This window comes from Pseudomonas koreensis (genome assembly GCF_012986595.1).
GTDB classification, from domain to species: domain Bacteria; phylum Pseudomonadota; class Gammaproteobacteria; order Pseudomonadales; family Pseudomonadaceae; genus Aquipseudomonas; species Aquipseudomonas koreensis.
On the sequence record NZ_JAAQYM010000002.1, the window covers coordinates 35,223 to 51,242 of the forward strand.

Here is a 16,020-nt window from a genome sequence, read left to right on the forward strand (position 1 = left end):
TGCAGCCCAATCGCGAGCAGGCTCACTCCTACAGGAAGAATACATTTCCAATGTGGGAGCGAGCCTGCTCGCGATGAGGCCGCAACAGACGCCGGAGATTACAGCCCCTCCAGCTCCGCCATCAGATCATTCAAGCGATCCGCCTTGTCCTCGGTGATGTCGCTGGCCGCCAGGCCCTCAATGTACTCGGCCAGTTCCTGCACGGTGCTGCACTCGAACATGGCTCGCAGCGGCACGTCGCGTTGCAGGGTTTTCTGTACCCGCGAGGCGATCTGCGTGGCGAGCAGCGAATGACCACCCAGCTCGAAGAAGTTGTCGCGCACACCGACCTTGTCGACCTTGAGCACCTCGGCCCAGATGTCGGCCAGGGTCTGTTCCAGCTCGTTGCGCGGGGCCAGATAATCCTGGCTCTGCAACTGGCCGATCTCCAGCGCCGGCAGGGCCTTGCGGTCGAGTTTGCCGTTGGCGTTGTGCGGCAACTGATCCAGCCACAACCAGTGCAGCGGCACCATGTATTCCGGCAACTCGCTGCGCAGGCGTTGCTTGATCCGCTCCAGACGTTCGCTCGGATTCAGTGCCGAATCCGCAGCGACAAGGTAGCCGACCAGATGCTTGCCATTGACACCCTCCTGCACACCCACCGCCGCATCGCGGACTTCCGGTTGCTCGTGCAGACGCGCCTCGATCTCGCCCAGTTCGATGCGATAACCGCGAATCTTCACTTGATGGTCGACCCGGCCAACGTACTCCAGCACCCCGTCACTGCGACGCCGCGCCAGGTCACCGGTGCGATACAGACGCTCGCCCGGCGCACCGAACGGGTTCGGCACGAACACCGGTGCAGTGCGTAACGGATCGCTGACGTAACCGCGACCGACGCCGGTACCCGCGACGCACAACTCACCCACCGCGCCCAACGGCACCAGTTCCAGCGCGCCATCGACCAGATAGAGCAAGTTGTTGTCGGTCGGCGTACCGATCGGCAAGTAACTGCCACGGGTCGAAGCCAGATCGACACGGAAGAACGCTACGTCATCGGAGCATTCTGCCGGGCCGTAGGCATTGACCAGACCGATCTGCGGATAACGCAACAGCCACTGATGCGCCAGTTCCGGCGGCATCGCTTCGCCGGTCGGCAGCATCCAGCGCAGGCCGTCGAGGCTCAGGCGCTCGGCGGCGAGCATGCCCTGAATCAGCGACGGCACGCTCTCCAGCACGGTAATGCCCTGGGCCTGCACGTGCACCAGCAAACCCTGCGGATCATGGGCGATGCTGTTTGGCACAATGTCCACCCGCGCACCGAACAACGGCGCGGCGAGGAACTGCCAGACCGAAATGTCGAAGCTTTGCGACGCGGTCTGCGCGATCACATCGGCGTCGCTCAAATCGAGATACGGCCGCTTGCTCAACTGGTTGTTGAGCATGCCGCGCTGCTCGACCATCACGCCTTTCGGCAGGCCGGTCGAGCCCGAGGTGTAGATCACATACGCCAGGTTGTCCGGGCCACTGTAGATGCCCGGGTTGTGCAGCGCCGTCGCCAGCGCCTGCACTTCTTCCCAGACCAGCAACCGTGGGCGATTGGCGCAGCTGAATTCATCGAGCAAGGTCTGCGCCTGTTCGCGGCAGGCTTCCGTGCACACCAGCAACGGCGTGCGACTCAGTTCGATGATGCGTTGCAGACGCTGGCTCGGCAGACCCGGATCCAGCGGCAGGTAACCGGCACCGGCCTTGAAGCTGCCGATGATCATGCCCAGCAGGTCGAGGTTACGTTCCGCCAGCAGCGCCACCGGTTGATCCCTCTGCACCCCGGCCGCGACCAGTGCATGGCCGAGGCGGTTGGCGTTGTGGTTCATCTCGGCATAGCTCAGTTGCTGATCGAGGCAAGTGGCGGCGATGCGCTGCGGATGCGCCGCGACCTGCGCTTCGAACAGCGCCACGTAGCTCTGCTCCAGCGGATAGTCGTGCGCGCTCTGGTTGCAACCGTGCAGCAGGAAGTCCTGCTCCTCGGCACCCAGCAGCGGCAGATCGGCCATGTCGCCATGGAAACCCTCGACCAGCGCCAGCAACAGCCGCTTGAACTCGCCGAGCATGCGTTCGATGGTCGATTCGTCGAAGTAACGCTGGTCATACGACAGGTGCAGACCGAGGTCATCGCCCGGGTAGCACACCGCCGTCAGCGGGAAGTTGGTGTGGGTACGGCCGGAATCCGAGGTCGCGTTGAGGCTCTGCGCACGGTCCAGCACCGAGACTTCCACCGGCGCGTTCTCGAACACAAACAGGCTGTCGAACAGCGGCTGGCCTTTCGGCAGTTCGCTCTGCTCCTGGATGTTCACCAGCGGCAGGTATTCGTACTCGCGCAGTTGCATGTTGCTGTCGAGCAGAGCGCTCAACCACTGCCGCACGCTGCTGCGCTGGTGGTCTTCAGGCATTTTCACCCGCAGCGCGATGCTGTTGATGAACAGGCCAACGGTGCGCTGCATCTGCGGCATCTCCACCGGGCGCCCGGCCACGGTGACGCCGAACAGCACGTCGCGATCACCACTCAGGCGGCGCAGCACCAGCGCCCATGCCGCTTGGGCAAAGGTGTTCACCGTCAGTTGATGGGCCTGGGCCAGTTCACGCAGACGCGCACCGTCCTCGACATTGAGGCGGGTGTAGCGGTCGCCAACGATCATGCCGCCGCTTTCGCCAGCGTGTTCGCGCAGGAACGGCCGGTCGCTCGGGATCGGCGTGGTGCGTTCGAAACCTTGCAGGTTCTGCTGCCACCACTGACGCGCCTCGGCCAGGCTCTGGCGTTGCAGCCAGGCGATGTAATCGCGGTAACGCGGAGGCACTGACAACTGTGCTTCGCGCCCCTCACCGAGGGCGGTGTAGATCTCGAAGAAATCGTTCATCAGCAGCGAGCGGCACCAGGCATCGATGAGGATGTGGTGGTTGCTCATCATGAACCAGTAGCGCGCTGCGCCGACCTTGATCAGACGCAGGTGGAACGGCGCCTGATTGAGCAGATCGAAGCCGGCCTCGCGCTCGCTTTTGAGCAGCGCCTGCAACTTCGGTTCTTGCTCGGTTTCGGCTACGGCGCTCCAGTCCAGGTACTCGATCGGCGTGCGCCCCGGGGTGTGGATCACTTGCAGCATGTCTTCACCGACGTTCCAGCAGAACGACGCACGCAACGCTTCGTGACGGGCGACCACCGCTTGCCACGCCTGGGCGAAACGCTCGGGATCGAGCTCGCTGTTGATGCGGTAGCGATCCTGCATGTAATAAAGACCGGTGCCCGGTTCGAGCAAGGTGTGCAGGAGCATGCCTTCCTGCATCGGCGTCAGCGGATAGACGTCTTCGATGTGCGCCGCCGGCACCGGCAACGCATCGAGCTGCGCCTGGGTCAGCTTCGCCAGCGGGAAGTCCGACGGCGTCAGGCCGCCAGCCGAATCGTGCAGACAATGGGCGATCAGGCTTTGCAGTTCGCCGAGGTAGGCGTCGGCCAGCGCTTGGATGGTCTGCGCCTCGTAACGCTCGGCGCTGAAAGTCCAGCGCAGCAGCAGTTCACCGCCATACACCTGACTGTCGATGCTCAACTCGTTGGGCAACGGTGCCTGCGGATCGTGGGCCGCGCCGACCGCTTCGTCCAGTGGATGGAACAGCGCATCGCTGGCAAAACTCTGGTCGAACTGGCCGAGGTAGTTGAAGGTAACCGGTGCGTTCGGCAACGCCGCCATGCTGCGCTGGCTGAGGTCATCGGCCAGATAACGCAGCACGCCATAGCCCAGGCCTTTGTGCGGCACCGCGCGCAGTTGTTCCTTGATCGCCTTGATCGAAGCGCCCAGCTCGGCAGCCTCTTCGCTGGTGTGCGGGGTCAGGCGCAATGGATAGGCGCTGGTGAACCAGCCGACGGTGCGGGTCAGGTCGATCTCGTCGAACAGGGTTTCGCGGCCGTGGCCTTCGAGTTGAATCAGTGCCGACGGCTGCCCGCTCCAGTGGCACAAGACGCGAGCCAGCGCGGTCAACAACAGGTCGTTGACCTGGGTGCGATAGGCACGCGGCGCCTGTTGCAGCAGTTGTTGAGTGCGCTCGGCATCAAGGCGCACGCTGACGGTTTTCGCATGCCGGTTCTGCCGTCCGCCCTGGGGGTTTTCGCAAGGCAGGTCGGCGCTCGGCCCGGCCAGTTGCGTCTGCCACCAATTCAGCTCTTCGCGCAGCGATTCGCTGCTGGCGTAGGCCTGCAAGCGTGCCGCCCAGTCTTTGAAGGCACTGGTTTTCGCCGGCAGTTTCACCGACTGTTCGGCGTCGAGTTGGCGATACACGGTTTGCAGATCGTCGAGCAGCACGCGCCACGACACGCCGTCGACCACCAAGTGATGGATCGCGATGAACAAGCGTTGCTGACCTTGCGGACCATCGACCAGCAACGCGCGCAGCAGCGGACCGGTTTGCAGATCGAGGCTGCGTTGGGCCTCGGCAAACAATGCTTCGCACTTGTCCATCGCCGCCACCCGCACCTGCCACAACACCTCGGCGTCGGACACCGGTTGATGCGTTGCCTGCCACTGATCGTTGTTCTGGGTAAAGCGCAGACGCAAGGCGTCATGCTGCTCGATCACGGCCAGCAGCGCCTGCTCGAGACGATGCGGTTCCAGCGCCACGCTCGGCTCCAGCAACAAGGCCTGGTTCCAGTGCTGACGCTGCGGGATTGCAGTGTCGAAGAACCAGTGCTGGATTGGCGTCAGCGCCGACTCACCGCTGACCAGACCTTGTTCAGCCGTCACCTGTTCGCTGCGGCTGGCGACCCCGGCGAGGGTCTGCACGGTCTGATGCTGGAACAGATCCCGCGGGCTGAAATGAATGCCCTGCTGCCGCGCCCGGCTGACCACTTGAATCGACAGAATCGAATCGCCACCGAGTTCGAAGAAGTTGTCGTTGAGACCGACCTGTTCGACGTTGAGCACTTCGCACCAGATCTGCACCAGGGTCTGCTCCAGTGCATTGCTCGGGGCGACGTAGTCCTGACGATTCAGCTCCGGGTCCGGTGCCGGCAAGGCGCGGCGGTCGAGTTTGCCGTTGGCGGTCAGCGGCATGCTCGCCAGCAGGATAAAATGCGTCGGCACCATGTAATCCGGCAGTTGTGCCTTGAGGTGCGCCTTCAGTGCTTCGCGCAGTTCGGCCTGTTGTGCTTCACCTTGCTCGGCGACTTCGCTGACCAGATAGGCCACCAGTTGTTTGCCGCTCGGCGCATCCAGCGCCAGCACCACCGCTTCACGGATCGACGCGTGATCGAGCAGACGGGTTTCGATCTCGCCCAGTTCGATACGGAAACCGCGAATCTTCACCTGATGGTCGATCCGCCCCAGGTATTCCACCAGCCCGTCGGCACGCTGGCGCACCAGGTCGCCGGTGCGGTACATGCGTCCGCCATCGGCGGCAAACGGGTCAGCGACAAAGCGCTCGGCGCTAATGCCCGGACGGTCATGGTATCCCTGCGCCAGCCCGGCGCCGCCCACGAACAATTCGCCGGTCGCGCCTTGTGGCACCAGCGCCAGGTCAGCGTCGAGAATGTACGCGACGCGGTCGCCGATCACGCTGCCGATCGGCACGCTGCCGGCGCCCTCTTCCAGCACCTCCGGCGCCAGACTGGCGAGCGGCATGACCACGGTTTCGGTCGGGCCGTAGGCGTTGAAAAACAGGCTCGGTTTGAACGCCGCGCGAATCCGCTGCAAGTGTTCGCCAGTCAGCGCTTCGCCGCCGGTAATGATCATCCGCACTGGCAGAGTTTCATTCTGCGTGGCGAGGAACTGCGCCAACTGGCTACCGTAGCTCGGGGTGAAGCCGAGCACGTTGATCCGGTGCGTCCGAATCAAACCGCAGATTTCTTCCGCGTCCCACTGCCCTTGCGCCCGCAGCACCACCTGCGCGCCGCTGAGCAGCGGCACCAGCAGACGCTCGGTGGCGGCATCGAAGTTGATCGAATAGAAGTGCAGCTCGCAGTCGTCGACGCGCATGCCGAAACGCGCGATCACCGCCTGGCAATGCATGGCGATTTCCCCGTGGGACACCACCACGCCTTTCGGCTTGCCGGTGGAACCCGAGGTGTAGATCAGGTACGCCTGATGCTGCGGCAGGCTGATAAAAGGCAGTTCGGTCGCCGGGTAATCCGTCAGCGCAGCGCTGTCCTCTTCCAGGCACCAGCGCGCCACGCTCGGCGGCAAATCGCCGAGCGCTTTGAACATCGCCCGATCGCTGAGCAGCAGCCCGATGCGGCTGTCTTCGATCATGTAATGCAAGCGGTCGAGCGGGTATTCCGGGTCCAGCGGCACATACGCGCCGCCGGCCTTGAGGATCGCCAGCAGGCCGACGACCATTTCCAGCGAGCGCTCCAGCGCCAGACCGACCCGCACTTGCGGGCCGACACCGCGCTCGCGCAGTGCCCAGGCCAGACGGTTGGCGCGGGCGTCGAGTTCGGCGTAGCTCAGGGTCTGTCCGGCGAAGGTCAGGGCCGGCGCATCTTTGCGAGCCAGCGCCTGCTCGGCGAACAGGTGATGGATGCACTGGTCGAGACGACGCTCGCCCGGCTCGACCCCAAGGCTGTCGAGCAGTTGCTGTTGCTCCGGCGCCGCGAGCATTGGCAATTGGCTCAGGCGCTGCTGCGGATCAGCGATCAACGCTTCCAGCAGATTGCGCCAATGCCGGGCCATGCGCGCGATGGTCGGCTCGTCGAACAGGTCGGTGCTGTAGGTCAGGCAGCAACCGAGGCGGTGATCGAGATCAGTGACTTCCAGGTTGAGGTCGAACTTGGTCGCCCGCGCATCGTTGGCCAGGTACTCGACGGTCATCCCGGCGAGCATGCGGCTCTGCTGGAATTCCCAGCGCTGCACGTTGCACATCACCTGGAACAGCGGGTTGTACGCGGCACTGCGCGGGGGCTGCAGGGCTTCGACCAGATGATCGAACGGCAGGTCCTGATGCGACTGGCCTTCGATCACGGTGTGGCGCACCTGCTCGAACAACTCACCGACCGACATCTGGCCGTCGAGCTGGCAACGCAGCACCTGAGTGTTGAGGAACGCGCCGATCAGCCCTTCGCTTTCCGGGCGAATACGGTTGGCCACCGGGGCGCCGATGCGCAGGTCGGTCTGGCCGCTGTAGCGATAGAGCAAGGTGGCGAGCGCGGCGGTCATGGTCATGAACAGGGTCAGACCGTTTTGCGCGTTGAACGCCCGCACCCGCGCAGCGAGATCATCACTGAGGTCGAAGCGGAACAATTCGCCCTGATGGCTTTGCACCGGCGGACGCGGACGGTCGCCAGGCAGTTCCAGCAGCGGATGTTCGCGCCCCAGTTGCGCGGTCCAGTAGTCGAGTTGACGCTGACGCTCACCGGACTCCAGCCAGTTGCGCTGCCAGACGCTGTAGTCCAGGTACTGCACCGGCAGCGGCTCCAGCGGCGAGTCGCGGTCATCGACGAACGCTTCGTACAGTGCGCTGAGTTCGCGGGCGAAGATGTCCATCGCCCAGCCTTCGGTGACGATGTGGTGCAGGGTCAGGACAAAGTAATGCTCGTGCTCGGCGGTCTTGACCAGACAGGCGCGCAGCAGCGGCCCGGTTTCCAGATCGAACGGCAGGTGCGCTTCGGCGTCGGCCAGTTGCTGGACGTTCTGTTCACGCTGGTCAGCCGGCAGTTTCGAGAAGTCCTTCCAGCCCATGCGCACGCCGGTCTCGGCATGCACCTGCTGCCGCGCCACGCCATCGACGCTGGGGAAGGTGGTGCGCAGGGTTTCGTGGCGCAGGATCAGCGCCTGCAACGCGGCCTCGAAACGCTCGACATGCAGCACACCGCGCAGGCGCGCCATGCCGCCGACGTTGTACGCCGGGCTGTCCGGCTCCATCTGCCAGAGGAACCACATGCGCTGTTGCGAATACGACAACGGCACCGGTTTGCTGCGATCAACCTTGTCGATCGGCGGCTGTTTGTTGGTGCGGCCACTGGCCTGGATCAACCGGATCTGCTCGGCGAAAGCGCCCAGTTCACTGTGTTCGAACAAGGCGCGCAGCGGCAGCTCGACGTCGCAGGCCTGACGGCTGCGCGAGATGATTTGCGTGGCCAGCAGCGAGTGGCCGCCGAGGGCAAAGAAGTCATCGCGCAGACCAACCTGCGCCAGGCCCAGCACTTCGCGCCAGATCGCGGCGATCTGTTGTTCCAGTTCGGTGACCGGCTCGACGTGCTCGCGCACTTGCCACTGCGGCTCGGGCAAGGCGCGGCGATCAAGTTTGCCGCTGGGGCTCAGCGGCATAGTGTCCAGACGCAGCAGTTGCGCCGGGACCATGTATTCCGGCAGCTCGGCGGCCAGCGCGGTTTTCAGGCGGGCGATCTGCACGTCCTGATCTTCACTGGCATCGACAGCGGTGAAGTAGCCGATCAATTGCGCGCCGACCGCGGTTTCCCGCACCAGCACCACAGCTTGGGCGACGCCGTCTTGAGCCAGCAGGCGCGCTTCGATTTCTTCCGGTTCGACGCGAAAGCCACGCAGTTTGACCTGCTGATCGAGACGCCCGAGGTATTCGATCACGCCGTCTGCCGTCCAGCGCGCACGGTCACCGGTGCGGTACAGGCGAGCGCCCTGCTCGCCCAGTGGATCGACCACGAAACGCTCGGCAGTCAGCGCCGGGCGACCGAGGTAGCCACGGGCCAGGCCGATGCCGCTGATGCACAGCTCGCCCGGCACACCGGCCGGGACAGGATTGAGATCGGCGTCGAAGACGCGGCAGATCACGTTGCCCAGCGGGCGGCCAATCGGCGACCGCTCGCCGTCGGCGCGGGTGCAGTGCCAGTGGGTGACGTTTATCGCGGTTTCCGTCGGGCCGTAACGGTTGTGCAATTGCACCGCCGGCAGTTGCGCCAATACCCGGTTGCGCAGCTCCGCCGGCAGCGCCTCACCGCCGGAGAACAGCCGACGCAGGCTGGTGCATTCGGCGCTCAACGGCTCGTCGATGAACAGCGAAAGCAGCGGCGGCACGAAGTGCAGCGTGGTCACGCCGTACGCCTGAACCAGTTGCGCGATGCGATGAGGATCGCGGTGCTCGCCCGGCGCGGCAAGCAGCAGGCGTGCGCCGGTGATCAGCGGCCAGAAGCATTCCCACACCGACACGTCGAAACTGATCGGCGCCTTTTGCATCAGCACGTCGGTGTCGTTCAGACGATAGCTGTTCTGCATCCACTGCAGACGTTCGGCCAGCGCCGCATGAGTGTTGCCGACGCCTTTCGGCTGGCCGGTGGAACCGGAGGTGTAAATCACATAGGCGAGGTTATCGCCGTGCAGGTGCAGACCCGGCGCCTGGCTCGGCCAGTTCTCCAGGTGCAGCGCGTCCATGGCGATCACGCTGACACCGTCGCTGGCCGGCAGACGGTCGAGCAATGCGGTCTGGGTCAGCAGCAGTTCGACACCGCTGTCGCGGAGCATGTAGGCCAGACGTTCGGCCGGGTAATCCGGATCCAGTGGCACGTAGGCACCGCCGGCCTTGATGATCGCCAGCAGGCCGATCAGCAGTTGCGGCGAACGCTCGGCGGCAATGGCCACGCACACGTCCGGGCCGACGCCTTTGTCGCGCAGGTAGTGCGCGAGGCGGTTGGCCTGGGCGTGCAATTCGGCGAAATCGAGACTGCCGCCGTCCCACACCAGCGCGGTGCGGTTCGGGGTCTGGCGCACTTGTTCGTTAAGCAGTTCCGGCAGCCATTGTTGTGCCGGGGTGCACGGCGCGACGCTCCATGCGTGCTGCTGTTCGTGCTCGCACGGGGTCAGCAGTTGCAGGTCGCCGATCGCCTGTTGCGGTTGCTCGCAGACGGCACGCAGCAGGTTGCAGAAGTGTTCGGCCAGACGCTCGATGCTCGCCGTATCGAACAATTCATCGGCGTAGTCGAAGGACAGGGTCAGGCGCCCGTTGCGGTCTTCTTCGCTGTGCAGTTGCAGGTCGAACTTGGCCTCGCGGCTGTGCCACGGCAGTTCTTCGGCGAGCAGCCCGGGCAGGCGCTTGAGCGCACTCAAGTCGCGCTGCTGGTGGTTGAACATGACCTGGAACAGCCCCTGCTCACGGGCCTGCGGAAAGGCTTCGAGCAGTTGTTCGAAAGGCAGATCCTGATTCGCCTGAGCGCCGAGTGTCGCTTCGCGGGTCTGTGCCAGCAACTCGACAAACGACCGGCGCGAATCGACCTCGGCGCGCAGCACCTGGGTGTTGATGAAGAAGCCGATCAGGCCCTGGGTTTCCAGGCGTGGACGGTTGGCATTGGGCACGCCGATGCGAATATCGCGCTGACCGCTGTAGCGATGCAGCAGGCTCTGGAACGCCGAGAGCAACAGCATGAACGGCGTCGATTGGTGCGCCAGGGCAGTCTGCTTGATCGCGTCGCTGAGGCTGACACCGAGGCTCACGCTGTGGCGGGCGGCGCTGTGCAATTGCCTGGCCGAGCGCGGGTGGTCGGTGGCCAGTTCCAGCATCGGATGCTCATCGCCCAACTGGGCTTTCCAGTACGCCAGTTGCCGCTCGCCCTCGCCTTGCGCCAGCCATTGACGCTGCCAACTGCCGTAGTCGGCGTATTGGGTCGGCAGTGGCGCGAGGTCGGCGCGCTGGCCTTGGGTTGCCGCGGCGTACAGGCGCGAAAATTCGTCGATCAGCACGTTCAGCGACCAGCCGTCGGCGATGATGTGGTGCAGCGTCACCAGCAACTGGTGATCTTCGTCGTCGAGCCGCACCAGCGTCACCCACAGCAGCGGGCCTTTTTCCAGATCGAACTGGGTGCGCGCCTCGTCTTCGCGGATCTGTTGCGCACGGGCTTCGCGCTCGTACGCCGGCAAGTCGCTGATGTCGATCAATTGCAGGTTGAATTCAGGCGCCGCTTCGACCTGTTGCAGCGCTACACCGTCACGTTCGAAGAAGCGTGTGCGCAGCGATTCGTGGCGTTCGATCAGTTGCTGGAAGCTGGCGCGCAGTGCGTCTTCGTCCAGTTCACCGCGCAGACGCAGGGCGCCGGGAATGTTGTAGGCGCTGCTGTGCGGGTCGAGTTGCCAGGTGATCCACAAACGGTTTTGCGCCAGCGATTGCGGCAGCGCTCCAGTGCGCGACAACACGCCGATGTCGCCCTGGGCGCTGCCGCCGTCTTGCTGCTGTAGCGCCACGGCAGCGGCGAATGCCGACAGGGTCGGGGCTTCGAACAATAGACGCAGATTCAACTCCAGCGCCAGCTCTTCACGCACCCGGGCGATCACTTGCGTAGCGGCAATCGAGTTGCCGCCGAGCAGGAAGAAGTGGTCGTCGGCAGTGACCTGTTTGAGGTTGAGTTGCTCGGCCCAGATCTTGCCGATCAGCGCTTCCAGCCCCGACACCGAGGTCTCCGCGTTTTCAGGGGATTCGCTGGCAGACGGGAACACTGCGTAGCTGTCGAGGCTGCCGTCGGCCAGACGATTGCGGCACGCCGAGCGTTGCAGCTTGCCGCTGGAGGTCTTCGGCAACGCGCCCGGATTGAGCAGCACCACTACACTCGGCGCCTCTTGATACGCCTCGGCCACCGCTTGGCGAATGGCTTTGATCAGCTCCTCAGGCGGGAGGATTTTCTGCACGCTGCGGCTGATTTCTGCGGCGATGCCGATGCCTTCTTCGCCGCCCTGAGTGACCGCGAATGCCGCGACCCGGCCCTTGCGCACCACTTCCACTTCGCGCTCGACGGTTTGCTCGATGTCCTGCGGATACAGGTTGTGACCGCGCACGATCAGCATGTCTTTCAGGCGCCCGGTGATGAACAGTTCACCGTCGCGAATAAAGCCCAGGTCGCCCGTGCGCAGCCAGGTCTGGCCGGTGTGCTGGACGAACGTCTTGGCGCTGGCTTCGGGGTTGCGCCAGTAGCCATGGGCGATGCTCGGACCGGTGGCCCAGACTTCGCCGATGGCGTTGTCGGCCAGTGCTTCGAGGCTACTCGGCTCGACGATCAGCACCGCATGATCGGGCTGACTGATGCCACAACTCATGATCGGGCTGCCCTCGCCCGGCTCGGCGCGATTTTGCGCCAGCGCCTGATCGTTCACGCGCAGCGCCGCAATGCCGGTGCCGCGCGGTGTGCCGGCGACGAACAGGGTCGCTTCGGCCAGCCCGTAGGAGGCCATGAAGCTGCTTTCGCTGAAACCGCAGGCGGTGAATTTTTCGGCGAAGCGTTCAAGGGTGTCGAGGCGGATCGGTTCCGAGCCGGAATAGGCCACGCGCCAGCGGCTCAGGTCGAGGCGCTCCAGTGCGGAATCGCTGACGCGCTCGCTGCACAGACGGTAGGCGAAATCCGGGCCGCCGCTGATGGTGCCGCCGTATTGGCTGATCGCTTCGAGCCAGCGCAACGGGCGACCGAGGAAGTACGCCGGCGACATCAGGATGCACGGCACGCCGCTGAAGATCGGTTGCAACAGACCGCCGATCAGGCCCATGTCGTGGTACAGCGGCAGCCAGCTGACGATCACGTCGTCAGGATTCACATCGATGCCGAAACCGTGGCGAATCAACAGCTCGTTGGCCACCAGGTTGCCGTGGCTGACCTGCACGCCTTTGGGCAGCGCGGTGGAGCCAGAGGTGTATTGCAGGAAGGCGATATGCTCTGGCGGCAGGTTCGGCTCGACCCAGTTTTCGGCCAGTGCATTGTCGAGCGTGTCGACACACAGCAACGGCGGCGCGCCCTCGATCTGCTGCAGTGCATCGCGCAGGTCGGCGCTGGTCAGCAGCAGGCGCGGCTCGGCGTCGGCAATGATCGACAGCAGGCGCTCCTGATGATGACGGCGGGCGGACTCCGGCGGATAGGCCGGCACTGCGATCACGCCGGCATACAGGCAACCGAAAAACGCCGCGACGTAATCCGGGCCGCTGGGGAACAGCAGCACCGCACGCTCGCCGAATCCGGCTTCAGCCTGCAACGCGGCCGCGATGCTGCGGGCGCGCTGATCGAGTTCGCGGTAGCTCAGCACCACAGCCTGCTCTGGGTTTTCGGCGAGAAAACGCAAGGCCAGTTGATCCGGTGTCAGGGCCGCGCGGCGCTGGAGGGCTTGGACCAGGGTGCTGGGGAGTTCGAACGCGTCGGTCATGAGGTTTCCTGCCTGAATTCGGCTTGCTAATGGAATCGATGTGCTGCGTCACGCCTGTCTGGAGGCGTGCGGGGCGCGGTCTGTGCCGACCACGCAAGGCTTGGGAATGCTGGCGGGCCGGGGCTGGGTAGCCGGAGCCATTCACCAATGAGAACGGATGACGTCTGGAAATAATTAGTCGGCGGGCGGGATCGCCAACCGGGGCGGGCGTGTGGCGGTGTGTCGCAGTTCTCGCTTCGCACCTTTACGGAGCATTACTTCTCTTTCTCAATTGACAATCATTATCATTCAACATAATTTGTCGCTCGATGTGTAGGACGGCCCCTCCCCCAGCCGTCCCACTAACCTATTGGCAGCAAGGTGATTTCCATGACGGAACAAGTATCCACAAGCAGGTGCGATTCACCGCTACTTCAGGCCTTCGTCGACAATCGACTGATTCTGGTGAAAATTGCCGCGCGCATTACCGGCTGCCGTTCGCGCGCCGAAGACGTGGTGCAGGATGCGTTCTTCCGGTTGCAGTCGGCCCCACCGATCACCTCGTCGATCAAGGCGCAATTGAGTTACCTGTTCCAGATCGTGCGCAACCTCGCTATCGATCACTACCGCAAGCAGGCGTTGGAGCAGAAGTATTCGGGCCCCGAGGAGGAAGGGTTGAACGTGGTCATTCAGGGCGCTTCGCCGGAAACCTCACACATCAACTTCTCGACCCTGGAACACATCGCCGACGCGCTGACCGAACTGCCAAGCCGCACTCGCTATGCCTTCGAGATGTACCGCCTGCATGGCGTGCCGCAGAAGGACATCGCCAAGGAACTCGGCGTCTCGCCGACCCTGGTCAACTTCATGATTCGCGATGCGCTGGTGCACTGCCGCAAAGTGTCGGGCAGTCGTGGGGATGCGGCTTCGATGGGTCGTCGTTAAGCCCGGTTCATCGCAAAAAAAGATCGCAGCCTTCGGCAGCTCCTACATGCAATGTTTGCCTCTGTAGGAGCTGCCGAAGGCTGCGATCTTTTGCTTTTACGCCAACTTGCACCGATCAAAAAACCGCTCACGCCCCAGAATCATCAACGCCGCACGCTTGTGCGGGAAGTCGAACTCCTTCTCGCAGTGGAAGCACTGGTTGTGCATGTGGCCGATCATCTTCGCGTTGTCTGCTCGCGGTTCGGCGACCACGCGCTGGGTGCGCGGATCATCCAGAAACAGATAGTGCACCAGGGCCGACAACCAGCTCGCGACCTTGTGCGGACCACGGTGTCCCTCCTCCCCCACCAACATATGAATGCCGCGGTCGTAATCGTCGGCGTCGTAGAACGGCGCGATGCGATCCTCCTTGGCCCAGTAGGCTTCGAAGTAGGCAAAGGGCTGATCGTCGAAACAGCCGATCAGGGTCAGAGTGTGCGGATCGGCCTCAAGCTTGCTCAGGTATTCACGATGCTGCTCGAGACTGCCCTCTTCCTGCCAGAAACTGGCGACCCGAGGGTTGTTCTGCCAGCGATTGAAACGCGCCAGATCCTGCTCGATCTCCACCGTGCGCAGGGAAATCCACGCGCCGAGGCGCGCATCGAAACGCCGATAGACCTCGCCACGCGGCTTCACCGGGCGCAGCGGATGGCGCTTGCCATTGCTGATGACCATGTGTTGCGGGTAGCTGCCGCTCAGGCACGCACCGAGCCATGGTTGCGGCAGTTGCCAGAACAGCGTGCGTTCGCAGCGATACTCGCCAGCGACCTCGGTGCTGATCAACAGACCGCTGAGCAAGGCTTCGGTGGGTGGTTGATCCAGTTGCCAGATCAGTTGCTGACGCTCCGGCTCGCGGGCGAACAGCCAATAGCACGCCGCCCACAACGCCAGGCCGGGCGGTAGCGTGAAACGCTCATCGAGCTGGATTGGGCCGTTGCCTTCACGGTCCAGCCGCAGGCGAATCAGCGGCTGTCCGTCCAGGCTCAGGCTCAAACGGCTTTCGGTGGCATCGGCTAGCAGCTGGCTGCCCGAAGGCAAGGCCAGGACAGTCAGGTCATTCAGATTGGACATGGGTCGGGCTCACGATAATCGTCGACAGTTCAACGATGGGACGTGAGCCGAGCGCGGAAATTTAGCCACGCGGAGGAAAATCGCTCAGGGGCGCGGCACCGGCACTACGGCAATCTTGTACGGATCGAAGATCTCCAGCATCTTCCCGTTGTCGCGCAAACCCTGCAGCAGCCTGGCGAAGGCCTCGCCGGTGAGGGGCGCGGTCGGGCGCAGAATCGCGTAATGGTGGTAGATCTGGTCGATGCGCTGCGACACCAGTAACTCTTTGCGCACTTTTTCATTGCGCAGCAAGTAATCGGACAGGTAGGAGCGCGTCACCAGGGCGATATCAGCGCGCCCGCGCAGGACCATCAGCAGGTTGCTGTCGTGGGAGTAGGTCAGCGTGGCGTTGAAAGTATCCGTGAGGTATTTGGGGTCGGCGTTGAAGTTGGCGAACTCATAGTGATATCCGCTGTACAGCGCCAGGCGCTTGCCCTTGAGGTCAGCGAAATAGTTCTGCTGGCGACCTTCCTGGTTCTGCGCGACGAAAATTTCGGCATCTTCCAGGCCCATATCCACCGTGGTGTGTGGAATGTCCTTCCAGCCCCAGTCCGGGTTTTCGAAAATCGCCATGTCGGTGCGACCCTCCTTCAAGTCGCCGAAGCGCCGGGGAATCGAGGTCGGTACCAGGACAAACTGATAGTCGCTTTGCGACTCATTGAGCGCCTGGACCAATGTCGGCAGCAGACCGGTGTCGGCACCGCTTTCCGGGCGGATGGTGTAAGGCGGAAAGTGCGCGGCGCCCACTCGAACCAGTTGCGCAGCCTGTGCAGGCAACCCTGAAAATGCCGTCAGCGCGACGAGTACCAGACCCGTGGCCATCCGAATTGGCGAAGACTTCAAAACACCC

General features: G+C 63.7%; 4 protein-coding genes. 1 reads left to right on the forward strand and 3 read right to left on the reverse strand.

Annotation, left to right across the window (positions count from 1 at the left end; translation table 11 throughout):
• Nucleotides 1-98 precede the first annotated feature (98 nt).
• On the reverse strand, nt 99-13,097 hold the full coding sequence (locus tag HBN98_RS05270) for a non-ribosomal peptide synthetase (protein ID WP_083368342.1): 12,999 nt from the start codon (nt 13,095-13,097) through the stop codon (nt 99-101).
• Nucleotides 13,098-13,466: 369 nt separating this feature from the next.
• Here HBN98_RS05270 and HBN98_RS05275 point away from each other — a divergent pair, with 369 nt between their 5' ends.
• Nucleotides 13,467-14,021 (forward strand): RNA polymerase factor sigma-70, encoded by a 555-nt coding sequence (locus HBN98_RS05275; protein ID WP_027613402.1) that lies wholly within the window; start codon nt 13,467-13,469, stop codon nt 14,019-14,021.
• Nucleotides 14,022-14,117: 96 nt separating this feature from the next.
• Here HBN98_RS05275 and HBN98_RS05280 read toward each other — a convergent pair whose 3' ends face one another.
• Complete coding sequence (locus HBN98_RS05280) at nt 14,118-15,131, reverse strand: GNAT family N-acetyltransferase (protein WP_083368341.1); 1,014 nt, start codon at nt 15,129-15,131, stop codon at nt 14,118-14,120.
• Between the two features lie 84 nt (nt 15,132-15,215).
• Nucleotides 15,216-16,013 carry a substrate-binding periplasmic protein gene (locus HBN98_RS05285; protein ID WP_083368340.1) on the reverse strand — a complete coding sequence of 266 codons (798 nt, stop codon included), beginning with the start codon at nt 16,011-16,013 and terminating at the stop codon, nt 15,216-15,218.
• Between the last annotated feature and the right edge of the window lie 7 nt (nt 16,014-16,020).

Excerpts from the sequence above, each read along its gene's own strand:
- HBN98_RS05270 (WP_083368342.1), bottom strand. The coding sequence starts at position 13,097 with ATGACCGACGCGTTCGAACTCCCCAGCACCCTGGTCCAAGCCCTCCAG.
- HBN98_RS05275 (WP_027613402.1), top strand. The coding sequence starts at position 13,467 with ATGACGGAACAAGTATCCACAAGCAGGTGCGATTCACCGCTACTTCAG.
- HBN98_RS05280 (WP_083368341.1), bottom strand. The coding sequence starts at position 15,131 with ATGTCCAATCTGAATGACCTGACTGTCCTGGCCTTGCCTTCGGGCAGC.